The sequence below is a fragment of the Gracilibacillus ureilyticus genome, assembly GCF_900111195.1.
Taxonomy (GTDB): Bacteria; Bacillota; Bacilli; order Bacillales; family Amphibacillaceae; genus Gracilibacillus; species Gracilibacillus ureilyticus.
Window position 1 is genome coordinate 287,318 of the sequence record NZ_FOGL01000001.1, and the last position, 21,292, is coordinate 308,609.

A 21,292-nucleotide genomic window follows, 5' to 3' on the forward strand; every position below is an offset into this window, starting at 1 on the left:
AATAGAACAAGTGTTATGATGAAACGAGGGGTGATAATTATGAGAGAATTCCATCTAATTGTTGAAGGAAAGGTTCAGGGAGTTGGTTTCCGTTATTTTACACAAAGTACAGCAATGGAAAATAACATTACCGGATGGGTGAAAAATCTTGAAGACGGATCTGTGGAGATAGTTGCCCAGGGTGAAGAGAACGATATACACACTTTTATTGATAAAGTCAGGAAAGGACCATCTATGTTTGCTAAAGTAAGTAACATAGGAATAGAAAAGAATCCGATTGACACTACCTTTAAGAAATTTGAAATCAGGCATTAAGAAAGCCCACTATAAAAGTGGGCTTTCAATTAGCTTTCTTCAAAAAATTTCCGATTTAAAGCAATGTATTCATGCTCTTCATCAGGTACTTCATCTTCCATATAGATCGCTTCAACAGGACATACTGCTTCACAGGCACCACAATCTATGCAAATATCTGGATCGATATAAAACATGTCTTTTCCTTCTTCTATACAATCTACAGGGCAAACTTCTACGCATTCGCCTGCTTTCTCTACTTTACAAGGCGATGTAATAACAAATGCCAAGACTGTCCCCTCCTTTAATCAGAATCAAACTATGTATCTTCCTATACATTTTACCATATTTTAAAAAGCCCGAATACAATTATAGCTTAAATATCAATATTTTCAACTGTTTTCATGGGAAGATTACTCCCAGATTCTTTCAATAACCTCTTCACCACCGACCCGCTGTACCAAAAATATGTCGGGATTGGTTAGTGCTTTCCAGCCATGAAAACCAAAATCAACCTGGAATTTTTCTAACATGAGTGCTAATAAATTTCCATGTGTTACAATAATCGTTGAATCATACTGATCGTTTGACAAACACTCTTCCAGGACTGTATTAGCTCTATTAAATGCTTCCTTAGAGGATTCACCACCAGGTAACTTAAATTGATAATTATGAAAAGACTCTTCTAGAATTTCAAACCAGTCATCAATAGGTTCATCACTAAGGGTACGTTCTTTTAACCTATCATCAATTTCTATTTCTATTTCTAATTCACTTGCAAGAGGTCTAATGGTTTCCTTTGCTCTCAAATAAGGACTGGAAATAATTCGATCAACAGGAAAACTTAACTGTTTCACAACTTTCGCTAATTCATATGCCTGTACATTTCCTTCTTTTGATAGCGGAGAATCCTTATGTTGCCCCGTTGCATCACAATGCCGAATTAATAGTATTCTTTTCATAAATATCAGCTCCTAAGGTGAATCTATAAAAAGTTCCACATGATTAAATGTACCTAATATTTATATTTTCCACAATAAATTAAACTTAAACATCAGACCTCTTCAAAATATTCTTTGCGGAATCCGGCAATGCGGTCTGTGTTATCAATAATAAAGTAAAATTCCTCAGTCTCATTTTTCACTTCATACTCTTTACCTTTTGTCAGGACAGAATTCACTTTATATTTTTTAGCATTTGTGTGAATGCACTTAATTGTTTTATTTGTTACATGATTTTCCCACGTTTTGTGTATCATTAGTCTTACCTCCTTCTATAGTATTATGATACCACTATTCAAGATTAATACAAGCAGACATTAGTTTACATAATGTTATTATTGTTTACTCCAAATCCTTGTTAATATATATGGCATGATTAAAATAATCAGTAACATTCTAACTAATTGCAGAGATCCGACGATCGCTGGATCTGCACCTACTTCGTGTGCGGTAATAGCCATTTCCACAAGCCCGCCCGGTGCCATACTAAGCATTCCTGTGGCAAAACTTAAACCTGACATGGAAGAAAAAATGTAACCAAACAGAACGGATATGAGAATAATAGCACAAGTAAAACAAAAATAAAGCATCGTATATTTTCCGGCTTTCTTTATATCCTTCCAATCGATTGATAAACCTAAATGAATACCAATAGAGACTTGAGCGAAATGAAATAGCAAAGGATGCAATGAGATGATTGGAACTCCAAATATATTGAAGATGGCAATGAAAATCATTGGGATTAACACATGTGCTGCAGGTATTTTGTATTGGAGCAGGTGTGCCAGGAAATAAAAAACCCCGTAAAAAAAGACTGTCCAAACAGGTGCAGTATGAACTGCCGTTATATCTTTATAACTATTTGCAACTGGTTCTGAGAAGATATAGGTAGCGATAATCGGCACAATAAATAATACACTTAGTAACCGGATAGTATGGAAGATAGCTACTAGTCCTGTGTTCGATTTCAAAGAATCACTCATTGCTACCATAACGGATAATCCTCCAGGTACACTGCCAAGTACACCGGTAATTTGCTCCATTTTCGCAATTTTTGCAATCAGAACACCGCTCAACATCGAGATTGCAATAAGAGCGATGGTAAAAAATAAGAATGGCAGGAAATACGGCATTACCTGAGAGATGGTCGCAGCAGTAAACGTTGCACCAATTTGTACCCCGGTAATTCCGAAACTGATATGGCGTACTTCCTCATTTAACTGATAGCTCGAATTCCCCCACTGTTTTAAAAGAAAAACGCCAATTAATGGACCTAATATCCAGGGAAGAGGCAGTTTAAATATGAAAAAGACACCAGTTATTATGAGAGCAATACCATACATCTTTATATATTTCATAACAATTGATTTCAATGCGACTCACACCTCTAGAATAAAGTAAAAGAACTTGGTGTTAACAAGTTCTTTTACTAGGGAAATTAGTTAAACAAATGTAGAAATTGTTCTAATCCTTCTTCGGCAAGTTTCTCTTTTGGGATAAAACGAAGTGCTGCAGAGTTAATACAGTAACGCATCCCCCCCTGGTCGATCGGACCATCATCAAAAACATGACCTAAATGGGAATCTGCTTCATCGCTTCTCACTTCAATTCTTCTCATACCATGAGATGTATCAAGGTTTTCTTTAATCCTTTGTCTGTTCAATGGTTTAGTAAAGCTTGGCCATCCGCAGCCGGCGTCGTATTGATCAGTTGTTGAAAACAGAGGTTCCCCGCTCACAATATCTACATATATACCTTCTTTATTGTTGTTCCAATATTCATTCATAAATGGACGTTCAGTACCATTTTCCTGTGTAACATGGTATTGAATCGGATTAAGTATTTTCTTAAGCTCATCTTTAGAAAATTTCTTTTTCCAATGTTTTTTTATAAAGTCAGCTCTTCCTGATCCTTTTTTATAGAGCTGATAATGAAAACTCTGTTTTTTATAATAATCCTGATGTTTTTCTTCTGCAGGATAAAAAGGCTTTGCTGGAAGTATTTCCGTAACAATCGGCTGATCGAATTTACCGCTTTCCGCTAAACTCTTCTTAGAGGATTCTGCTAATTCTTTTTGCTTTTCATTCGTATAATAAATCGCTGTCCGGTAAGAGTCCCCTCTGTCATTGAATTGTCCATCAGGATCTGTGGGATCTATCTGCTGCCAAAATAACTCCAGTAACTTTGTATATGGAAAAACTTCCGGTTCAAAAGTAATTTCAACGGCTTCCCGGTGACCTGTCGTATTTGAACAAACCTCTTCATATGTTGGATGAGGCTTATCTCCACCTGTATACCCAGAAGTAATGCTAATAATTCCTGGCTGCTCATCAAATGGTTCTACCATACACCAGAAACAGCCACCTGCAAAAATAGCTTTTTCAATTGATTGATTACCCATCAATTACCCTCCTAACATCATGTTAGTAATATTGTGCGGCTGATTTAAAAAAAAAGCAAGTGGTCTGTTTCAGGTTTAGTTTATCGTGTTTAGATAAACAGTTTTGGGCGGGACTCTGCTGTCCTTTCTGTATTATACTCTTGCTCTTCTGTATCCCACTGAAATTCTTCTTCAGATTGAACGTCTTTCATATTTAATTCATCAACAGATTCATTGAATTCCTTATCTTCATTATCTCCATCTTCTTTGTTTATTTCATTTAATGCTTTCATCATGTTAAATATTTTAGGTGCATTTTTTATCATCGGACCATATTCTTTAATTAATGGAGTAGCCTGCTGAGCCACCTTCAATACTTGCTGAACATTATTTAATGTCCCCATTAAATTGGACCCGCCGGTACTTCCACTAAAACCTGCAGTAGTCGTTGCAGCTTTTCCAGGTAAAAATCTTTGTAACAAGCCTTGAATACCTTTTTGATTAACGGGTAATTGTTGCGGCAGACCTCCACGCTGTGGCATCATTTGCATAAAGTTACCATGCTGAAACGGCTGCTGCTGAAACATTGGCGGCTGATTTGGAGGCCGAAACATATTCATACACATCTATCCCTTCTTTATCTTCTGAGGATAGTATATGATCCCTGCCTTTTTTCCGTATAGGCATTCCATAACAGGAAATATAAAATAAAGTGGATTATTTCCTGGGCAAGCGCATAATATGACATAGCTGAACGGTTCACTTGTTCCTTTTTGTAACAATATGAAACTTAATGAAGAACAAACTGAGCACTGGATCCTTCATTCGAGCTTTGAATGACCAGTTTCGCCTTTATTGCCTCTTTTAGTTGCGTAACATGGGAAATAACTCCAATCACCCTGTGGTCCTGTTGCAAGTCTTTTAAACAATCTATTGCTTGTTCAAGTGAAACTTCATCAAGAGTACCGAATCCTTCATCAATAAATAATGTATCAAGCTGAACACCCCCGGAATGTGATTGAATAATATCTGCCATACCAAGAGCAAGACTTAAGGCTGCTTTAAAACCTTCTCCGCCTGATAAAGTTTTCACAGACCTTTTTCTGCCTGTATAATGGTCAAGTACTTCCAGATCCAATCCGCTTTGTGCTCCTCTTTTTGCTACCTCTTCACTGCGAATTAACTGAAAGCGGTGATCAGTCATCTTATCAAGCCTGATATTTGCCTGAAGTAAAATTTCATCTAGAAATGTAGATAAAACAAATCGTTCAAACGATAGTCTTTGCGGGTTATCGCCTTTTGCAAGACTAGCTAATTCTCCAATATGGTAGTACTCATCAGACACTGTCTCTAAATCTTTTTCAAGTGTTTTCACTGTCTTTATTGTTTGTTGTAATTGTTTAAGTGTCCATTCAATAGATTGTTCTTCTTTTGATAGTGAAATTTGTTTATCATTTAATTCAACCATTGATTCTTTCAAAGGTTGGAGATCCGGCTGCTCCTCATCTTTTAGAGCAGCGCTAATTTCCTCTATTCTCTGTTCGTTTATCTTTCTTTTCTCTTCATATTTTTCAATAGTTTCCGATAGTTCTTTCTGCTCTTTTTCAGAAATCAGTGCGTTCTTATACGCTTCTATCGAATCGAAGTTCTTCTCTTTTAAAGATTTTTTAAATAAAACTAATTGGTTGTCATAGTTTTTACGGAGCTGTTGTTCAAACTGTTCTGTTTGTTGGGTGATAGTATATATTTCCGTTAACTCTTGTTTCAAACCGTCAAATTGCTGTTGCGATTCTTTCCACTGCTCCATTTTTACCTGATATTCTTTTTCCAGCTGTTCCACTTGTTGTTGATATTCTTCAAGAGAAGTAACATCTTCTGGAAGCTGGTTATCTAGTGTTGCAAGCTTTATTTGTAACTGCTTCAATTGCTCCATTTGCTGATTTACATTGTTGCTAAGCTCATTTCTCTCATCTTTCTTTCGGTCAATTGTTTGTTGGATAACATGGACATCTTTCCTGGATGTTTTTAATGCCGCTAGTGCCTCACGTGATTCCTGTATCTTTTGTTCTCTTTTCATCTGTTGATTTTTATATACATCCATCTTTTTATGCAGGTCATTGAGTTCCATATCCTGAAGAGATTGTTCCAATGATTGATAATATCGGGCTATAATCGATTTTTTCGCTTCACCTTGCTCTTTTATTTCATACTTCTTCCTTTCCAGCCTGATGCAATCCTCTTCCAATTTTTGAAGAACTTGTCGTTCCTCCTCTAATTCATGCTGGCTCGTTACATTTGTCTCATTATTATTTACTTGAGAGTGACTGGTTGATCCGCAAACAGGACATGCTTTTCCATCTTCCAGTGTACTGGCAAGAAGTTGTGCAATATTCCGATGATAACCCTGCTCTATTTGATGGCATTTTTCTTTTTGTTTTTCCACCTGGTCATGCAGTTTACTGATTTCATTATTAATTTGAAGATATTCTTTTCTCATCCCATCCAAAAGATTAGCTTCATTGATAATATCCTCACAAATTAACAGTCTCCGCTCCCAATTTTCTTTATTATAAGTTTCCTCTTGAATGGTTTGCTGAAATTGATGAATCTCTTCATTCAATTGATAGCTTCGTTCTTTCTCAATGGTTAATTGTTCAATCGTTTTTTCCAGTGAATGAATTTTCTGTTGTTTCTCTTTAAGAGTTGAAGACAAATATGCAGACTTTTGGTTGATTTTGAGATATTCTGCAAATTTTTTGAGTCCTTCATTCTTTTTTTCAATTTCTGTTCTCATTTGTTCCCTTGTTTCACTTTCTTTTTCCAGCTGGTGATATCTTTCCTCAACTTGCATAAATTGTTCTTTTTTTCTTAATAGCTGCTCCTGCAACTCTTTGTGGCGTTTTGTTTGTTCCTGCCATTCTTCTTCTCTACTTTTCAACTGGTCTTCCAGTGGCAATAACTGATTCGCTAATTCCCCGAAATGTAAAATCTCTTTCTTTTCGCGAATCAACGGTTCTTGCTTGTTCATTTGTTCCATTTCAGCCCTTTTTTCGTCTAGCTGGCAAAACAAATCGACAATCTGCTTTTTCTCATAGTATTCTTTCTCTAATCTCTCTTGCTGCTCTATTAATTGTTCTCTATTTTGTTTTATACGTTCACGTTCCACTTTTAATTTTTCTATCTTTGATTCGAGTTGTTCAACGAGGGATTGACCTTCCTGCACTTCTAACAACTCTGCTGATATCTTGGAATGCTCCTGTTGCAGCTTCCATTCCAACTTCTCTATTTGCTCTTTTAGTAACTTTGCATCATGTTTCATTTTCTCGGTCATATCACGGTAGAAATAAGTACGGAAAATCTTCTGTAATACTTCTTCACGCTCTTTGCTATTTTCCGAAATGAGTTTGCGAAACTCACCTTGAGGAATCATAATCATCTTACGGAACTGTTCATAATCAAGATTAATCATCTCCTGTAACGATTCATTTACTTCTTTAATTTTTGACTCCAGTAAATCCCAATTTTGGTCATTATTTAACTGATAGAGAGAGGCATTAGCTGGCTCTTCTGTATAACCTTCTCCTCTTGCTTTTGGTTTTTGCTGTTTTGGTGACCTTGTTACACGGTATATCTTCTGATGTAAAGAAAAAGTGAGCGTAACACTCGTTAAATCGTCAATTGTTGCAAAATGACTGCGAAAAGTATCCTGATCCCTGTCAGTCCCGCTTGCTCGACCATAGAGACTGTAACAGATGGCATCAAAGAGGCTAGTTTTCCCCGCTCCTGTTGGACCAGTAATAAGGAAAATAGTTTCTTCTTCTAACTTAGTAAAATCAATCAGCTGCTTGTTCCGATATGGCCCAAATGCCGTAAGTTCTAATGTTAAGATACGCAATTTATTTCCCCCTTTCTTCGATTAATAATGAAGACATCACTTTCCGAATGTATTCTGATCTTTTACTGGATAATTCTTCGCCCTTGATTTCTTGATAAAATGCCTGAAAAAGCTGTTCATGTGACATCTCCTGTTTTTGTTGTATTTTCTCTTTATCTTTTATGGATAGGCCAAGAAGGTATTTCTTTCTTTCTAAGCGCAGAAGGTTGGGAAATATATTTCTTAATTTCGATACCGGATCAAGAATCTGTCCATTGTCCAGTAGTTCAATTTGTAAATAATCATCCGTTCGGGATATTACCTTCTCATTCATTAAATCCTGAAAGTAGCCTTTTACTGATTTCATATCTTTTAAAGGCTTAAGTGGGAGTTGCTCAATGTGACACTTTCCATCCGCTTCCAATTCAACTGAAGTTACCGATTTTTTATGACTAGCTTCCGAAAAGGAATATTTGAGAATGGACCCGCTATATCTAACTGTTTCTCGAAAGACTTTTTGAGGACCATGAAGGTGTCCGAGTGCCACATAATCAAAACTATCAAATAAAGAGGCGTCCACATACGGACTTCCGCCAATCATCGTTAACCGCTCTTCAGAGTCTGATTCCATTCCGCCTGCAACGAAAGTATGAGCAACAATAATATGCCGTTCATTTGGCTGGAATGTTCTTTTTATCTCATTAACAACCCTTTCCATTGCCTGATGATGTGTTTGTATATTGTTATCATCAAAATAATCCCTTACTTCCGCAGGTTCAAAATATGGGACTAAATGAAAATGGACCGCACCCGCTTTATCATTCAACAAAACAGGATGAAAGGCTTGTTCAATAGTTGTATGCAAATACAGCTGCCTTGATTGAAATATTAAGGAACCAAAGCCGAGGCGGTCAGGGCTGTCATGATTACCCGAAATCGCCATAATCGGTATATTTAATTCGGTGCAAATTGTTGTTAATATCCGGTTTAACAACTCTACTGCTTCCCTGGGAGGAACAGAACGGTCATACAAATCTCCTGCAATAATAAGTACGTCAGGCTTCTCCCTCTCCAGAATTTCCAGCAATTGATCTAATATATATGATTGATCTTCAGTCATATGTAAACCATGAACCAGTTTACCCAAATGCCAATCAGCTGTATGAATAATTTTCATCACAATCACCAACCCTGTTAAACTATTTATCTATCATTATAAATGAACTTATATTTCTGGTCTATTAATACAAGAACGAATGTTCCTTTTATAGAAGAATAAAAAAACCATGAGGCCAGGCTCATGGTTAAGAATCACGTTTATATTCCTGCCATAATTTATCGAATAATTGGAGTGACCCGGGAAAAGGGTTGTTCCATTCAAAATAACTGCTAACTTCGTCAAAATCAGTAGAGTGTATAGGGAAATCGTGTGATTCAAACATCCACTCCGCTAATTTGCTCTCATCTCCAGCTGTCCTGGCCCCCCGGTAACGTAACATATACTGATAGAATGATTTCATTGTAAATTTGTCCCCTCATCAAGATTCTTTCATAAATGCTTCATGCCGCTCTTCTTTTTTCCGGTAAACTATCTTTGATAACCCAATACTGATTTCATATAGTACAATAAGCGGTATTGCGACAACAATTTGTAAAATAAAGTCTGGTGGAGAAATCATTGTACCAATAATTATCAGGATAAAGTAGGCGTACTTTCTAGTTCTGTTTAAAAAGTGCGGTGTTACTATACCAAGGCTTGTTAGAAACATAGAAATAACAGGTACCTCGAAGAAAATGGCAAAAGGAATCGTTACCTGGAAAATAAAACGGAAATAACTCTCTACTGAGAACAGTGTTTCGAATATTCCGTCATTGAGTGATAAAACAAATGGTAAGATTAATTTTACAAAAATGTAATAGCCAAAGGCCAAACCAGCTATAAACAGCAGAAAGACTGCCGGTATATACCATGCCGAAACACGTCGTTCATTCCGTGTTAAACCTGGTTTTACAAACAACCATAACTGTAAGCATAAAAACGGCAAAGTCCCTGTTATAGCCACTGTAAAAGCAATCGTGAAAATTACCCATATAATTTCTTCAGGAGAAATTAAGTTCAATGTGATATCTATATCACTTAAAAAGAAGTCGCGGATATCATTTACGAAATAAAGACCTAAAACAAAAAAAAGTACAAAGATCACTGCTGTAACAATTAGCCGATTACGTAACTCCGCAAAATGGTCGAGATAACCCATTTCTTTATCATACGATTTATCTTGCTTCATTCTATTATAACTCCTTCATAGATCAACCATAAACCTCTGCAAAATGGATACCCTTTTTATTGTATAATAAAAAGATGTAAAAGGATCGTAACTTTTACACCTTTAAGAATCATTTTTTCTGGTCTTTTTGTTCATCATTTAATATGTCATTGGTCGCTTTCTTAAACTCTCTTAAAGAGCTGCCAACTGCTTTCCCGATTTCCGGAAGTTTAGATGGCCCAAAAATTACTAATGCAATAATTAAGATTAAAATCAATCCTGGAAAGCCAATATTAGATAACATACTTTCACCTCAGTCCATTGAAAGTGGCATTAGGAATTTTTCTGTTCTTTTTCTTCGTCAGTTAATTCACGTGCAGATTTTTTAAATTCACGCAAAGTTTCACCAGTTGCCTTCCCGATTTCCGGCAGCTTCTTAGGCCCAAAAATTACTAGTGCAATTACTAAGATTAAAATCAACCCTGGAATTCCAATAGAGGATAACATTTGATTTGCCCACCTTTTTTATATCTTTTTGTTTATTATCATACCCATCTTACCACGTTTTGTCTAGCTTGTCTTGAGCAAATAAAAATTATCAGAATTTTTTTCGATCATATTGAATAAATATGTGCGGGTATTTGTTCCTCTTATCTACAATTCCTTCTTTTTTACTTGTCACTACCCATTCTGATTCATCAATTTCCGGAAAAAACGTGTCTCCATCAAATGATTCATCAATAAACGTCATATAGATGCGATCCGCAATCGGAAGTACCTGCCTAAATATATTCTCGCCACCAATGACAAACCACTCTTTATCAGACTGCTTGTCATTCATTACCTGCAGTTCACTAATGGAATGGATAATCATGCAATTCTCTTGATCGTAATGTTTATCCCTTGTTAACACAATGTTCTCTCTGTTTGGTAATGGACCATTCATCGACTCCAGGGTCTTCCTCCCCATAATGATAGATTGATTTGTTGTCAACTCTTTAAAAAACTTTAAATCATTTGGCAAGTGCCACGGAAGATCGTTATCCTTACCAATGACTCTGTTCCTGTCCATAGCAAACAATAATGAAATCATATTCTTCCTCCTTATACAGCGACTGGTGCCTTGATTGAAGGGTGCGCCTCATAATTTTCTAATTCTATATCCTTTATCTGCACCTCAAATACAGATGAAAAATCTTTTAACTTAAGAGTTGGCAATGGTTTCGGTTCCCTGGATAATTGAGTTTGTACTTGTTCCAGGTGATTGGAATAAATATGCGCATCTCCAAGTGTATGAATAAATTCTCCTGGTTCCAAACTGCATTCTTTCGCAATAAGACAGGTCAGAAGAGCATAACTGGCAATGTTAAACGGAACCCCTAGAAAAATATCCCCGCTGCGTTGGTACAACTGGCAGCTTAACTTTCCATCATCCACATAAAATTGAAACATCGTATGACATGGAGGCAGCGCCATGTTGGAAGGAACATCTTCTGGATTCCATGCCGTAACGATATGTCTCCTGGAATATGGATTTTCCTTTATTGATTTTATAACTTGTTTTAGTTGATCAATCGTGTCACCTTTCGAGGTTTTCCATGTACGCCACTGGGAACCATAAACAGAACCAAGATCTCCATATTTCCGAGCAAACGTTTCATCTTCCAGAATCCTTTTAACAAACAGTTTCATTTGTTCCTCATATACTTCTTTAAAGACAGGATCACTCAGTGACCGGCGGCCAAAATCAGTCATGTCAGGACCACGGTAATCCTCACTTTCAATCCATTTCTGAAAAGCCCACTCATTCCAGATATGGTTGTTATGTTCGAGTAAAAAACGGATATTTGTATCTCCATTAATAAACCATAATAACTCACTTACAATTAAGCGGAAAGGAATTTTTTTAGTGGTGAGGAGTGGAAATCCCTCAGCTAAATCAAATCGCATCTGATGGCCAAATACGGATAAAGTACCTGTATTCGTTCTGTCAGCTTTATTACTACCTTCTTTTAATACTCGTTTACATAAATCTAAATATACCTGCTCATTTGTACTCATTATCTTCAGCCTCTCATTAATACATAATATTACAAAAATATAACAAAAAGATCCTCACATCATATTCTAATTATTTAAGCATACATTTTTGTTAAGCATTATTCAAGAGGAGGGCTTATTTATGTTATTACACGATCACTTGTCAACCGTCGTAAAGCACTCCGTTGCATACAGTTTTGTTTTCAGTCAGCCATTTTCTTTTTATATCGATGCCTCATTTTCACAAGTGGAAAATGAAATTTTTGAGCAGGCACCAGTGTTATCATATGGAATGCATCATGATACCGTAAGAGTACTTCAGAAAAAATTGCAGAAACTATCTTATTATGATTCTTCAATAGACGGAAAGTTTGGTACATTGACCGAATACGCCCTGAAAAAATTTCAGAAAGACCAGCAAATGAAAATTAGCGGTGAAGCAGATAAGGAAACGATACAAAGGATCATTCAGCGTGAAGCACAAACTTATGAAAATATCCTGACAGCACATATAAGCAACGATTCTGCTGATGAAACGAATAAAGAAGACGTGGAGAAACTTCAGGAAGCACTTAATTATTATGGTTACTACAAATCTTCTATTGACGGCTTATATGGTCCTGTAACAGATAAGGCTTTACAAGCTTATAAGCAAGACAGAGGTATAGAAACAGTTCACATTGAAAACGAAATTACGATATCTTCTGCGCAAAGCGAAACTGAACATACATATATTCAAACATCTAACTCATCCGATCAGACTGTACCCGAATCCAGTAATGAAAAAAGCATCCCTGCAGCATCCAGTAACCTGCAAGGAATAATTTCCACAGCAAAAGCCTATTACGGGGTTCCTTATGTATGGGGCGGTACCACTTCAGCGGGCTTTGATTGCAGTGGGTACATTCAATTTGTATTCAATCAATATAATGTTCAGTTGCCGAGAACAGTAAATGAAATGTGGAATGCAACAAAACCCATTGCACAACCTGCAGTTGGAGATCTCGTATTTTTTGAAACATATAAGCCAGGTCCATCCCATGCAGGGATATATATTGGCAATGGCCAATTTATTCATGCAGGAGCCTCCAACGGTGTGGAAATAAGTCCATTAGACCAAGCGTATTGGTCAGAACGTTATTTAGGCGCCAAAAGAGTTATCTCAGAATAGTTCATCAAATATATCCATTTGCTTTGGATGCAGATCTTCATACCGGATGTCTAGCAGGTTGATTAACTGTTTAGCATTATCATACGCATCCCCGCCAGAATTATTGTTAAATAGAATGGTAATATGGTCTACCTGCTTTTTTAATATTTGTATACGTTCTACCCATTCCAGGAGTTCTTTTTCATTATATCTGTATAAGAAACGAACTTCACGCCAGTTTTCCTGTCCATGATTATTCCAGCCATGTACGTTCCTGCCGTGGAAACGAATAAGAGCCTGATTATTATTACTCGTTTCAAGAACGATTGGAATAGAGCCTGTTCCCGCTTGTGGTTCATCACAAATGACATGTATCCAGTCTTCTTCCCGGAGAAAATCCATTGTATTATCCCGGTATTCTTCAAACCAGGTCCTGTTACGAAACTCTAATGCTACTGGCAGATCTCCTGCCCATTCACGTAACTTTTGCAATTTAATGATATTTTGTTTTGTCAGACCAAACCACGGGGGAAATTGAAACAAGACCATATTCAGTTTATTAGCCTCAACAACAGGTTCAAACGATTGTTTAAACTGTTCCATTATTAACTTCATTTCTCTATTCGTAATATTTTGACGGTCATGACCTGTTAATGTCTGATATGCTTTTATAACGAAAGAAAATGAATCAGGCGTTTGTTCTGTCCATTTTTGATATCTTTGTTTATCCTGAATAGCATAAAAAGAACTGTCTATTTCAACAGTAGGAAAATGAGAGCTGTATTCTATTAATTTATGCTTGTTTCTTGATTGGGAATAAAGTGCCGGATGATCTCCCCAACCAGTTAATCCAATTTTTATTGACATATTCTCAAATCCTTATACTCATACTTACTACTATAAAATAGCATAATTTAAAACTGTTTCAAACAGATACGCAGAAGGATGAGAGATTCTTGACGCCAACTGCAAAATGAGCTATAGTAAACTCAAGCAAATGAGATGTCTGGGATTCATTTATATAAGACAGCTTCAGTAGAAAAAATGTAAGCGGATCCTAAACTTCTATTGAAGCTGTCTTTTTGCTATTTATCGGTTTTTATTTCATAAAGCATGACTGCATTCCAATACCCAAACATTTCGTTTGTGAAGATGACATAATCTATTACACAAAAGGTTTTAGGGAGGAAGACAAGCATGGAAAATGGTATTGTAAAGTGGTTTAACGCTGAGAAAGGCTACGGATTTATACAACTCGAGGATGGAAATGATGTGTTTGTACACTATTCCGCCATCCAGCAGGAAGGATTTAAAACGTTAGAAGAAGGCCAGGAAGTTACTTTTGAAATTGTCGAAGGTGAAAGAGGTCCCCAAGCTGCAAATGTAGAAAGAAAATAGTACTTAACAAGGCGATGATTCGTTCATCGCCTTTTCTGATGCTCTAAGTTTACATTGGTGAATGGATTATGGTAATTTTGTATGAGAAAAGCAGAAAGGAAGTTATACAATTGCCTAATGAATTATTATGGATAATATTTGCGGTCATTAATTTTACAATTTTAGTTGTCATGTACCGTTTTTTTGGACGTGCCGGACTGTTTGTATGGATCGGGATGGCAACAGTGATTGCGAACATCCAGGTTTTAAAGACAGTAGAAATGTTCGGTCTTATTGCTACTCTTGGTAACATTATGTATGGTACCGTCTTTCTGGCAACAGATATTTTAAATGAAAATCATAGTAAAAACGATGCCCGGAAAGCAGTATGGATGGGCTTCTCCACCTTGTTAATTATGACGGTTGTCATGCAGATTGCTATTCGTTTTTCCCCGCATGAATCGGATACAATGCAACCTGCACTTGAAGCAATATTTGACGTAATTCCGAATATTGCGATCGGAAGTATGCTTGCATATGTAGTAAGTCAATATATCGATGTCTGGATTTATGCTAAATTTAAAAAGATGCTCCCTGATACGAAGTTTCTATGGATAAGAAATAATGTGAGTACAATGCTAAGTCAACTGATTGATACGTTTATTTTTTGCAGTATCGCTTTTTACGGGTTGTATGAACTGGAAGATTGGTTGGAGATATTACTAACAACCTATCTAATTAAGTTTATTGTTTCTATCATAGATACTCCGTTTATATATATTGCAAAGAAATGGAAACTAGGTGATCAGCGTGCTTAAAGTCTATACAGATGCAGCTACGAAAGGATACCCCGGTCCAAGCGGGATTGGAGTATATATAAAAAATGAGACAGAATCATTTACGATCTCTAAATTTATTGGGGAATTCTCTAACCATGAGGCTGAATTTATTGCAGTAATTGAGGCACTTTCCTACTGTCAGGAGTTTTTCCCGAATGAAATTTTATCGTTTCGCTCTGACTCTAAACTAGTTGTGGAAACTGTTGAAAAACAATTTGTGAAAAACAAGGTATTTAAGCCATATCATGAAAAGATTTCAAAAATGTCCGAAGTATTTCCGTATTTTTTTATTAAATGGATACCGGAAAAACAGAATCATCATGCAGATCAGTTAGCACGAAAAGCACTGATTAACCGCACAACTTAGTCCTTATATAATTTGTTTCTCCTTCAGGGCATTTCGTGCTTCCCTCATTGTCCCTATATTATGATTCTGACATAATTCTAATAAACTGATATAAAAGCTTCCATCAAATTGTAATTTCAGTTGCAAGGTGAGGGATAATGCGATTTTCACTTGTTTAGCGGTAGTATTGGTATACTTCATACCAAAATAGATGAATTGTACTTCTTCATCCGTCAATTTAAAACCTTTTGTCCAGAGGTTTTCTAGAAAGTATGCTAATAACTCATTATTTTTCACCATTATCCCTCATTTAAATTCAACTTATTAGCGGGTTCCAAAATATTGGTAATAATCTGTTCGAATAAACCCGTTAAATAATTTGCGTTTTTTGGAAGCTTCCTTACCGAAAAGCTTCTCGAATTCTTCGTTTGCAGTCAGAATATAGACACTCCATGTCGGGTATTGCTGTAATGCTTTACCTAACTCCCGATACATTGATTCTACTTCTTTACGGTCTCCTAACCGTTCCCCATATGGCGGGTTGCTGACAATGTATCCACCTGTTTCTTTAGTATGAAAGTCGGTTGCCTGCATTTGTTTCCATGTAACTAAGTCGCCCAGACCCGCTTCCATTGCATTTTCTTTAGCTATACCGATCAATTTATGACTTATATCAGTCCCGTATATATCTAACGGCTGGTCATAATTCGCCATATCCTCCGCCTCTTCTAATGCCTGTTCATGTACAGTCGAAGGGATAAAGTCCCAGTTTTCAAAAGCAAACTCCCTGTTAAATCCCGGGGCGATATTTTGCCCAATTAGTGCAGCCTCGATCGGTATCGTTCCCGATCCACAGAATATATCATAAAACGTTTTATCAGGTGTCCAATTCGTTAATTGTACAAGTGCAGCTGCCAAAGTTTCTTTTAAAGGAGCCTCCCCCTGCCCTACCCGATAGCCGCGTTTATGCAGTCCACTGCCAGAGGTGTCCAGCGTCAAAGTAACCTTGTCCTTTAATAGAGCAACCTCTATTCTGTGAAGTGCCCCTGTTTCTTTTAGCCATCTTGCCACACCGTGTTTTTGCTTCAGTCGTTCCACAATAGCTTTTTTAACTATCGATTGACAGTCAGGAACACTATATAATGTGGACTTATGTGACTTACCGATAACAGGAAACTCTCCATCTTCAGGAATATACTTCTCCCACGGGAGAGCCTTTGTCTTTTCAAAAAGTTCGTCATAGGTCCGTGCATCGAACTCCCCAACTAGCAACTTCACTCGATCTGCCGTACGTAGCCATAGATTGGACCGTGCAATTCCCAACGAATCTGTCTCATAAATAACTTTTCCATTTTCCACCAGTACATCCTCATAACCTAGTGCTTTTACTTCTTTTGCAACGATGGACTCAAGTCCCATCGCTGCTGTTGCTATCAGAGTGAATTTGTTTTTCATAAAACGGCCCCTTTTATGTATTCTTTTATTGTTTGGAATTCCTTTATATAATATCAAAACCCCTTTCAAAATGAAAAGGGGTCTCTGTTTAAGCATTAATTGACCGAATGAATGTTCATAAGCCATGTTCTGTCCTTCTCGTACTGCCAGCGGTGGTCAGCCTCGTACCAAAGGTGTAATCATCTGTCTACAAGCAGTCAGCTTGTCCTTCGTTCGGTTCTGAAATTCCCTAATAGAAGATGCCCCTACCAATATTTGGGTTGCTCACTCGAGGGGTTTACCGCGTTCCACCTAAACAGTTTCCTGTTTAGCTACGTCACTGTGGCACTTTCAAGATACTGACACCATATTCGAATAAGAACGTAGGTGCTTTCTCTGCCGTTAACCATTATCTGGTTACCTTGACTTATGATTTCGTCAAGCACGAACACTACAAGCATCCCAGCTTGTGTGAGCATGGACTTTCCTCTACATATAAAGTTATATGCAGCGATTACTTCTCCATTCATTCTTCAAATTACTACTATTATTTTAAAGCCAATATTATTGTAACATGCTATCATAAATAGTCAATGGAAAGAATTCCTAAATGCTTACTCTTCTTCAAACTTCCTTCCAAATACAGCTTTTTCTAAGTTGGAAAGTCTTTTTAAAATATCATAATTCACTTGGTGATTCGACGGTGTTGCACGCAGCCTCGTCTCTGTATTTTTCTTTAACCGGTCATTTTCTGTTCGCAGCCGGCTTATTTCCTGCTGAAAGTATTCATAATCCTGAATGATCGTATCTAAAAATTCATCCACTTCTTCCTGATTGTATCCACGCATGGATGTCTTAAAGTTCTTTTCAAGAATATCTTTTCCCAATAATTGATTTGCCATTCCATCCACCTCTTTTTAAAAACTAAACATATATTTGGTCCATTACATTACATGATACTTCTACCAGCCACTAATACCTTATTTCATTTTTTCAAATTAACTTGTGCTTGTCAATAAAATTTAAGTATCTACTCAAATCCTTGAATCTCCTGCTCCTCTTTGACGATCTCTTCAAGGTCAAAAGGAGTAATCCAGTAAATTTGATACTGTTGCACTTCTACCGCCTTTTTTGCTTTATCCAGGAAAAAACCCACAGTGCCAGGATAATCCTCATCTCCAAGAATTAAACATGCATCAGATTTTTGAATGAGCCAATTGTCTTTATTTATAAATTGATAAGGTCCTTTATATGGCTGATTGTACAGCGGCTGTGAAAAATCTGCTTCGAGCATCACTTGTTCAAGTTTCTCTTTGTAAATCTCCGGCCATCTTGATGAATATTCAAGAAATGGCGGAAATATACCTAACTTAATCGAGTATTCTTCTTTTAATTCACAAACCACTTCACTAGCCCATAGTTCAATCCCTAACTGTCCTGTAGTTATCACCCATTCTAATCCATTGTCAATGAACATGATAAGTTTCTTTTTCAATGCTTTTTTTATATAACCAATTCTCTCGTCTTTCTCACCTGTAATTGTAAGTTCGTTCGGTTTGTTCCCGGTAATTGCTAATACTTTTATCAATCTTTTTCCGCTCCCATTTTGGTAACATATCATTTAAATTATAATAGATCAGAGGAAGAGTGGCTAGTTTTTACATGATAAAAAAGCTGCCATTTGACAGCTTTTTTATCATTAGCGTGGAAAGTTACCTGGATTCATCCCCATCTGATTGTACATTGGCGGGACTGGCCCTCCATTTACATTGATTTGATCTACTGTATACTGATTTGAAGTGGTATGCGGATAATAGTGAACATTTTTCACCAGATGATGATTCACACAATTGGTGTGTGATGGATGAATATGATTGACAACACTTTCACTGCACGTGTGTACCTGATTGTACTTTGTTGGATGAACAACCGTATTAGCAGGCATCGTATTCATCGGCATGCATGGTCTTCTTCTCATCATTTATCACCTCACTATATTTGATCTATACTAGCGTATGTCATGATAGTGAAGTTTGTCTAAGACAACTACCTACTTTCCGCATTTTTATCAATTTCTATTCAAACCTTTTAATTCTGGGTACCCATATCACTTGCTTCGAAAGAAAATGGAAGCAATTCTTCCATTGTAACAGTATTTACGTTGCCGTTCAGATTACTCGTATGAATAAGAGAATCTTTCGGAAAGAATTCACTCAATACTTGTCTGCATGATCCACATGGCGGGACTGGCCTTTCGGTATCTGCAACTACTGCCATTTCCTCAAAATCATATTCTCCATCACTAATTGCTTTAAAAATCGCGGTTCTTTCCGCACAAACCGTGACAGGATATGCTGCATTTTCAATATTGCACCCCGAGTATACTTTTCCTGACTTCATCAATAATGCGGCACCAACTCTAAATTTCGAATATGGCGTGTATGCTTTTTCTCTTGCCTTTTTCGCTAAATTAATTAATTCCTGCTTTTCCATTAAATCTTTCACCACCAGCGCATGATTATTTGTTTATATCCTTCTTCAATAAATCAAAAACATATTTGATTGACTGATATAATTCCATATATCTTTTTTTGCGGACATCAATGTAATAACTGTGCAGTAACAATATCTTTAAATTATCCTCTGTTGATTGTAATTGTTGGGGATGGACATGTACTTCCCTATCCTTAATAAACAAAAGAGCATTTTCATACCATTGATCGATCTGATCAAAAACGGGACTGGTAGTTTCCTTAACAAATTGAAAGAACTCGGGATCGCGTTTGTTTTCTGGTCGTTCGTTTGTTAAGTAATGGTGTTTAAGTTGTTCTAGAATCTGTTCCAGTTGAATAATCTGATCAAGTAGCTGCAAAGCGAATCACCTTTTCTCCAGTACAATTGTACTTAAACTATCTTCTTTAACATATTAACACTTTCCTGTTGTTTATTGTAGGAAAATGATACAGCAGCATGATTTTCGATCTCATTCATTAATTCCATTAATTTATCTAACCTGTTAATGAGTTTATCTGTTTTGACTATTTTTTTATTAGCTACCAATTTGTTCACCTCGCATTATTAAATATAATGAAGACTCATTTTCTAACTCATAATTCAATAAAAGAGAGTGAAATCCTTCCAGTATGACAAAACTAGTATTAGTCTGACAAAGCTTTTCTATTTTGGTGAATTTTTTCTTCAAAATGAGTCAAACTATGAATAGTAAGTTTCCTGCTCTTGTGAGGAAACCGATTATGTATAAGGAGGAAGAATTATGCGTGTAAACAAACGAGCTAAAGACAACAAAAAGAAGAAGGATTCAGCAATACCTGTTCAGAATGACAAAAAGTTAAATGGACCAAACCGTCCATCAACTTAAAAAGTTACAGGTAAATTAGTCCGAAAAATCGACAGTGCACATTGCATTGTCGATTTTTTGCCATAGCACGTATGTATTCTTTCTGTTGTTCGAACAATATACTATAACCCTCACAAATTTGTCCTTATTATCGAATTTATACATATAGTATTGCATCAATATGAAGCTTAGCTTTTTTTATTGAACAATTTACCAGCATAGCGTATGATGAATCTAGCTAAATCCAAACTAGTGTACTGAATGCCTAGTTATTTTATGGTTAGGAAAGGAATACAGCGTTCTATTGTACTTTTCTAACATTTAGGGGGGAAACTATGCATTATCCGAACGGAAAAAGAAGCTCGGTAAATGCTGCAAAACCATCTGTTTACAATGAAACTATATACAGTAATCGGGGGATGACATTAGAAGAGGATATTAATGAAACAAATAACTATTACAGAGAAACCAACAGGGCTATCATACACAAAAAACCTACACCATTGCAGATTGTAAAAGTTGATTATCCACGCAGAAGCGCTGCTGTTATTAAGGAAGCTTACTTTAAGCAAACTTCGACAACAGATTATAACGGTGTATTTAAGGGAAGATACATTGATTTTGAAGCTAAAGAAACAAAAAACAAAACATCCTTCCCTATAAGTAACATTCACCAGCATCAAATCGATCATATGAAACAAGTTGTCGAGCATGGAGCGATTTGTTTTCTTATAATCAGATTTAGTATGCTCCAGGAAACTTACTATTATCCTGCTGAAAAATTATTTATAAAATGGGAAGCACAGTTTAATGGCGGCAGGAAATCTATTCCTTTAGATACTGTGAAAAAGGAAGGATATATAATACCAATTCAATTTCACACGAGAGTTGATTACTTAAATGTGATTGAAAAGTATTATATGTAGAACGGA

Annotated in this window: 30 protein-coding genes and 1 other RNA gene; 7 read left to right on the forward strand and 24 right to left on the reverse strand. The window is 36.5% G+C overall.

Translation table 11 applies throughout. From position 1 onward, the window contains the following. The first annotated feature begins 39 nt into the window (after window positions 1-39). Window positions 40-315: an acylphosphatase gene (locus BMW36_RS01375; protein ID WP_089738228.1), complete on the forward strand. Its 276-nt coding sequence runs from the start codon at window positions 40-42 to the stop codon at window positions 313-315. 29 nt (window positions 316-344) lie between these two features. Here BMW36_RS01375 and BMW36_RS01380 read toward each other — a convergent pair whose 3' ends face one another. The 14 genes from BMW36_RS01380 to BMW36_RS01445 form a co-directional block, all read right to left on the reverse strand. Next, the gene (locus BMW36_RS01380) at window positions 345-584 is read right to left on the reverse strand and encodes a ferredoxin family protein (protein WP_089738229.1); all 240 of its coding nucleotides are present in this window, start codon (window positions 582-584) and stop codon (window positions 345-347) included. A gap of 123 nt (window positions 585-707) precedes the next feature. Beyond that, window positions 708-1,256, reverse strand: coding sequence for a histidine phosphatase family protein (locus BMW36_RS01385; protein ID WP_089738231.1), 549 nt, complete (start codon window positions 1,254-1,256; stop codon window positions 708-710). A 92-nt stretch (window positions 1,257-1,348) separates the two neighbouring features. Then, the gene (locus tag BMW36_RS01390; RefSeq protein ID WP_089738233.1) at window positions 1,349-1,552 is read right to left on the reverse strand and encodes a DUF6501 family protein; all 204 of its coding nucleotides are present in this window, start codon (window positions 1,550-1,552) and stop codon (window positions 1,349-1,351) included. Between the two features lie 78 nt (window positions 1,553-1,630). Beyond that, on the reverse strand, window positions 1,631-2,668 hold the full coding sequence (locus tag BMW36_RS01395; RefSeq protein ID WP_245711548.1) for an AbrB family transcriptional regulator: 1,038 nt from the start codon (window positions 2,666-2,668) through the stop codon (window positions 1,631-1,633). A 65-nt stretch (window positions 2,669-2,733) separates the two neighbouring features. After that, on the reverse strand, window positions 2,734-3,696 hold the full coding sequence (msrB, locus tag BMW36_RS01400) for a peptide-methionine (R)-S-oxide reductase MsrB (RefSeq protein WP_089738235.1): 963 nt from the start codon (window positions 3,694-3,696) through the stop codon (window positions 2,734-2,736). An 89-nt stretch (window positions 3,697-3,785) separates the two neighbouring features. Then, window positions 3,786-4,295 carry a VrrA/YqfQ family protein gene (gene vrrA, locus BMW36_RS01405; protein ID WP_175480318.1) on the reverse strand — a complete coding sequence of 170 codons (510 nt, stop codon included), beginning with the start codon at window positions 4,293-4,295 and terminating at the stop codon, window positions 3,786-3,788. Between the two features lie 170 nt (window positions 4,296-4,465). Continuing rightward, the gene (locus BMW36_RS01410; protein ID WP_089738238.1) at window positions 4,466-7,570 is read right to left on the reverse strand and encodes an AAA family ATPase; all 3,105 of its coding nucleotides are present in this window, start codon (window positions 7,568-7,570) and stop codon (window positions 4,466-4,468) included. A gap of 1 nt (window position 7,571) precedes the next feature. Continuing rightward, window positions 7,572-8,726, reverse strand: coding sequence for an exonuclease SbcCD subunit D (locus tag BMW36_RS01415; RefSeq protein ID WP_089738241.1), 1,155 nt, complete (start codon window positions 8,724-8,726; stop codon window positions 7,572-7,574). Window positions 8,727-8,853: 127 nt separating this feature from the next. Beyond that, window positions 8,854-9,069 (reverse strand): YozE family protein, encoded by a 216-nt coding sequence (locus BMW36_RS01420; protein ID WP_089738242.1) that lies wholly within the window; start codon window positions 9,067-9,069, stop codon window positions 8,854-8,856. Window positions 9,070-9,087: 18 nt separating this feature from the next. Continuing rightward, complete coding sequence (gene tatC / locus BMW36_RS01425) at window positions 9,088-9,837, reverse strand: twin-arginine translocase subunit TatC (RefSeq protein ID WP_089738244.1); 750 nt, start codon at window positions 9,835-9,837, stop codon at window positions 9,088-9,090. Window positions 9,838-9,946: 109 nt separating this feature from the next. Next, window positions 9,947-10,120 (reverse strand): twin-arginine translocase TatA/TatE family subunit, encoded by a 174-nt coding sequence (gene tatA / locus BMW36_RS01430; protein ID WP_089738246.1) that lies wholly within the window; start codon window positions 10,118-10,120, stop codon window positions 9,947-9,949. A gap of 29 nt (window positions 10,121-10,149) precedes the next feature. Continuing rightward, window positions 10,150-10,323 (reverse strand): twin-arginine translocase TatA/TatE family subunit, encoded by a 174-nt coding sequence (locus BMW36_RS01435; protein ID WP_089738248.1) that lies wholly within the window; start codon window positions 10,321-10,323, stop codon window positions 10,150-10,152. A 91-nt stretch (window positions 10,324-10,414) separates the two neighbouring features. Beyond that, on the reverse strand, window positions 10,415-10,909 hold the full coding sequence (locus tag BMW36_RS01440) for a dihydrofolate reductase (RefSeq protein WP_089738251.1): 495 nt from the start codon (window positions 10,907-10,909) through the stop codon (window positions 10,415-10,417). An 11-nt stretch (window positions 10,910-10,920) separates the two neighbouring features. Further along, a complete protein-coding gene (locus tag BMW36_RS01445) occupies window positions 10,921-11,877 on the reverse strand; it encodes a thymidylate synthase (protein WP_089738252.1) in 957 nt (318 codons plus the stop codon). 121 nt (window positions 11,878-11,998) lie between these two features. Between BMW36_RS01445 and BMW36_RS01450 the strand changes: the two genes are divergently transcribed. Beyond that, window positions 11,999-13,027, forward strand: a complete 1,029-nt coding sequence (locus tag BMW36_RS01450; protein ID WP_089738254.1) for a C40 family peptidase — start codon at window positions 11,999-12,001, stop codon at window positions 13,025-13,027. Here BMW36_RS01450 and BMW36_RS01455 read toward each other — a convergent pair. Continuing rightward, entirely contained in the window at window positions 13,019-13,873 is an 855-nt protein-coding gene (locus BMW36_RS01455) for a DUF72 domain-containing protein (protein ID WP_089738256.1), read from the reverse strand. The two genes, BMW36_RS01450 and BMW36_RS01455, sit on opposite strands and share 9 nt — an antisense overlap. 330 nt (window positions 13,874-14,203) lie before the next feature. On the opposite strand from BMW36_RS01455, the gene BMW36_RS01460 reads away from it, so the two are divergent. The 3 genes from BMW36_RS01460 (at window position 14,204) to BMW36_RS01470 (ending at window position 15,589) form a co-directional block, all read left to right on the forward strand. Continuing rightward, window positions 14,204-14,404 carry a cold-shock protein gene (locus tag BMW36_RS01460; RefSeq protein ID WP_089738257.1) on the forward strand — a complete coding sequence of 67 codons (201 nt, stop codon included), beginning with the start codon at window positions 14,204-14,206 and terminating at the stop codon, window positions 14,402-14,404. 110 nt (window positions 14,405-14,514) lie between these two features. After that, window positions 14,515-15,201 (forward strand): queuosine precursor transporter, encoded by a 687-nt coding sequence (locus tag BMW36_RS01465; RefSeq protein ID WP_175480334.1) that lies wholly within the window; start codon window positions 14,515-14,517, stop codon window positions 15,199-15,201. Continuing rightward, window positions 15,194-15,589, forward strand: a complete 396-nt coding sequence (locus tag BMW36_RS01470) for a ribonuclease HI family protein (RefSeq protein WP_089738260.1) — start codon at window positions 15,194-15,196, stop codon at window positions 15,587-15,589. The genes BMW36_RS01465 and BMW36_RS01470 overlap by 8 nt, the downstream gene beginning before the upstream one ends. A 3-nt stretch (window positions 15,590-15,592) precedes the next feature. Here the strand turns inward: BMW36_RS01470 and BMW36_RS01475 are convergent, their stop codons facing one another. From BMW36_RS01475 to BMW36_RS20245, 9 genes are all read right to left on the reverse strand, one after another. Continuing rightward, the gene (locus tag BMW36_RS01475) at window positions 15,593-15,868 is read right to left on the reverse strand and encodes a DUF6123 family protein (protein WP_245711549.1); all 276 of its coding nucleotides are present in this window, start codon (window positions 15,866-15,868) and stop codon (window positions 15,593-15,595) included. A gap of 24 nt (window positions 15,869-15,892) precedes the next feature. Continuing rightward, entirely contained in the window at window positions 15,893-17,023 is a 1,131-nt protein-coding gene (locus tag BMW36_RS01480) for a THUMP domain-containing class I SAM-dependent RNA methyltransferase (RefSeq protein ID WP_089738844.1), read from the reverse strand. A 113-nt stretch (window positions 17,024-17,136) separates the two neighbouring features. After that, an RNA gene (gene rnpB, locus BMW36_RS01485) (RNase P RNA component class B) lies at window positions 17,137-17,528 on the reverse strand. 88 nt (window positions 17,529-17,616) lie between these two features. Further along, complete coding sequence (gpsB, locus tag BMW36_RS01490) at window positions 17,617-17,904, reverse strand: cell division regulator GpsB (protein WP_089738262.1); 288 nt, start codon at window positions 17,902-17,904, stop codon at window positions 17,617-17,619. Window positions 17,905-18,032: 128 nt separating this feature from the next. Next, the gene (locus BMW36_RS01495) at window positions 18,033-18,590 is read right to left on the reverse strand and encodes an SLOG family protein (RefSeq protein WP_342707239.1); all 558 of its coding nucleotides are present in this window, start codon (window positions 18,588-18,590) and stop codon (window positions 18,033-18,035) included. 111 nt (window positions 18,591-18,701) lie between these two features. Further along, the gene (locus BMW36_RS01500) at window positions 18,702-18,983 is read right to left on the reverse strand and encodes a CotD family spore coat protein (protein ID WP_245711550.1); all 282 of its coding nucleotides are present in this window, start codon (window positions 18,981-18,983) and stop codon (window positions 18,702-18,704) included. 107 nt (window positions 18,984-19,090) lie between these two features. Beyond that, window positions 19,091-19,495 (reverse strand): cytidine deaminase, encoded by a 405-nt coding sequence (locus BMW36_RS01505; RefSeq protein WP_089738267.1) that lies wholly within the window; start codon window positions 19,493-19,495, stop codon window positions 19,091-19,093. A 25-nt stretch (window positions 19,496-19,520) separates the two neighbouring features. Then, entirely contained in the window at window positions 19,521-19,874 is a 354-nt protein-coding gene (locus BMW36_RS01510; RefSeq protein ID WP_089738269.1) for a DUF1798 family protein, read from the reverse strand. A 32-nt stretch (window positions 19,875-19,906) separates the two neighbouring features. After that, a complete protein-coding gene (locus BMW36_RS20245; protein ID WP_175480319.1) occupies window positions 19,907-20,062 on the reverse strand; it encodes a hypothetical protein in 156 nt (51 codons plus the stop codon). 214 nt (window positions 20,063-20,276) lie between these two features. Here BMW36_RS20245 and BMW36_RS20475 point away from each other — a divergent pair, with 214 nt between their 5' ends. Both BMW36_RS20475 and recU read left to right on the forward strand, forming a co-directional pair. Continuing rightward, window positions 20,277-20,381, forward strand: coding sequence for a spore protein (locus tag BMW36_RS20475; protein WP_217640944.1), 105 nt, complete (start codon window positions 20,277-20,279; stop codon window positions 20,379-20,381). Window positions 20,382-20,695: 314 nt separating this feature from the next. After that, window positions 20,696-21,286 carry a Holliday junction resolvase RecU gene (recU, locus tag BMW36_RS01515; protein ID WP_089738271.1) on the forward strand — a complete coding sequence of 197 codons (591 nt, stop codon included), beginning with the start codon at window positions 20,696-20,698 and terminating at the stop codon, window positions 21,284-21,286. The last annotated feature ends 6 nt before the right edge of the window (window positions 21,287-21,292 follow it).

What these genes read in the sequence shown, in the direction of transcription:
- BMW36_RS01375 (WP_089738228.1), top strand. Translation starts at nt 40, where the DNA reads ATGAGAGAATTCCATCTAATTGTTGAAGGAAAGGTTCAGGGAGTTGGT.
- BMW36_RS01385 (WP_089738231.1), bottom strand. Translation starts at nt 1,256, where the DNA reads ATGAAAAGAATACTATTAATTCGGCATTGTGATGCAACGGGGCAACAT.
- BMW36_RS01390 (WP_089738233.1), bottom strand. Translation starts at nt 1,552, where the DNA reads ATGATACACAAAACGTGGGAAAATCATGTAACAAATAAAACAATTAAG.
- msrB (WP_089738235.1), bottom strand. Translation starts at nt 3,696, where the DNA reads ATGGGTAATCAATCAATTGAAAAAGCTATTTTTGCAGGTGGCTGTTTC.
- vrrA (WP_175480318.1), bottom strand. Translation starts at nt 4,295, where the DNA reads ATGAATATGTTTCGGCCTCCAAATCAGCCGCCAATGTTTCAGCAGCAG.
- BMW36_RS01415 (WP_089738241.1), bottom strand. Translation starts at nt 8,726, where the DNA reads ATGAAAATTATTCATACAGCTGATTGGCATTTGGGTAAACTGGTTCAT.
- BMW36_RS01420 (WP_089738242.1), bottom strand. Translation starts at nt 9,069, where the DNA reads ATGAAATCATTCTATCAGTATATGTTACGTTACCGGGGGGCCAGGACA.
- tatC (WP_089738244.1), bottom strand. Translation starts at nt 9,837, where the DNA reads ATGAAGCAAGATAAATCGTATGATAAAGAAATGGGTTATCTCGACCAT.
- tatA (WP_089738246.1), bottom strand. Translation starts at nt 10,120, where the DNA reads ATGTTATCTAATATTGGCTTTCCAGGATTGATTTTAATCTTAATTATT.
- BMW36_RS01435 (WP_089738248.1), bottom strand. Translation starts at nt 10,323, where the DNA reads ATGTTATCCTCTATTGGAATTCCAGGGTTGATTTTAATCTTAGTAATT.
- BMW36_RS01440 (WP_089738251.1), bottom strand. Translation starts at nt 10,909, where the DNA reads ATGATTTCATTATTGTTTGCTATGGACAGGAACAGAGTCATTGGTAAG.
- BMW36_RS01445 (WP_089738252.1), bottom strand. Translation starts at nt 11,877, where the DNA reads ATGAGTACAAATGAGCAGGTATATTTAGATTTATGTAAACGAGTATTA.
- BMW36_RS01450 (WP_089738254.1), top strand. Translation starts at nt 11,999, where the DNA reads ATGTTATTACACGATCACTTGTCAACCGTCGTAAAGCACTCCGTTGCA.
- BMW36_RS01455 (WP_089738256.1), bottom strand. Translation starts at nt 13,873, where the DNA reads ATGTCAATAAAAATTGGATTAACTGGTTGGGGAGATCATCCGGCACTT.
- BMW36_RS01460 (WP_089738257.1), top strand. Translation starts at nt 14,204, where the DNA reads ATGGAAAATGGTATTGTAAAGTGGTTTAACGCTGAGAAAGGCTACGGA.
- BMW36_RS01475 (WP_245711549.1), bottom strand. Translation starts at nt 15,868, where the DNA reads ATGGTGAAAAATAATGAGTTATTAGCATACTTTCTAGAAAACCTCTGG.
- BMW36_RS01480 (WP_089738844.1), bottom strand. Translation starts at nt 17,023, where the DNA reads ATGAAAAACAAATTCACTCTGATAGCAACAGCAGCGATGGGACTTGAG.
- gpsB (WP_089738262.1), bottom strand. Translation starts at nt 17,904, where the DNA reads ATGGCAAATCAATTATTGGGAAAAGATATTCTTGAAAAGAACTTTAAG.
- BMW36_RS01500 (WP_245711550.1), bottom strand. Translation starts at nt 18,983, where the DNA reads ATGATGAGAAGAAGACCATGCATGCCGATGAATACGATGCCTGCTAAT.
- BMW36_RS01505 (WP_089738267.1), bottom strand. Translation starts at nt 19,495, where the DNA reads ATGGAAAAGCAGGAATTAATTAATTTAGCGAAAAAGGCAAGAGAAAAA.
- BMW36_RS20475 (WP_217640944.1), top strand. Translation starts at nt 20,277, where the DNA reads ATGCGTGTAAACAAACGAGCTAAAGACAACAAAAAGAAGAAGGATTCA.
- recU (WP_089738271.1), top strand. Translation starts at nt 20,696, where the DNA reads ATGCATTATCCGAACGGAAAAAGAAGCTCGGTAAATGCTGCAAAACCA.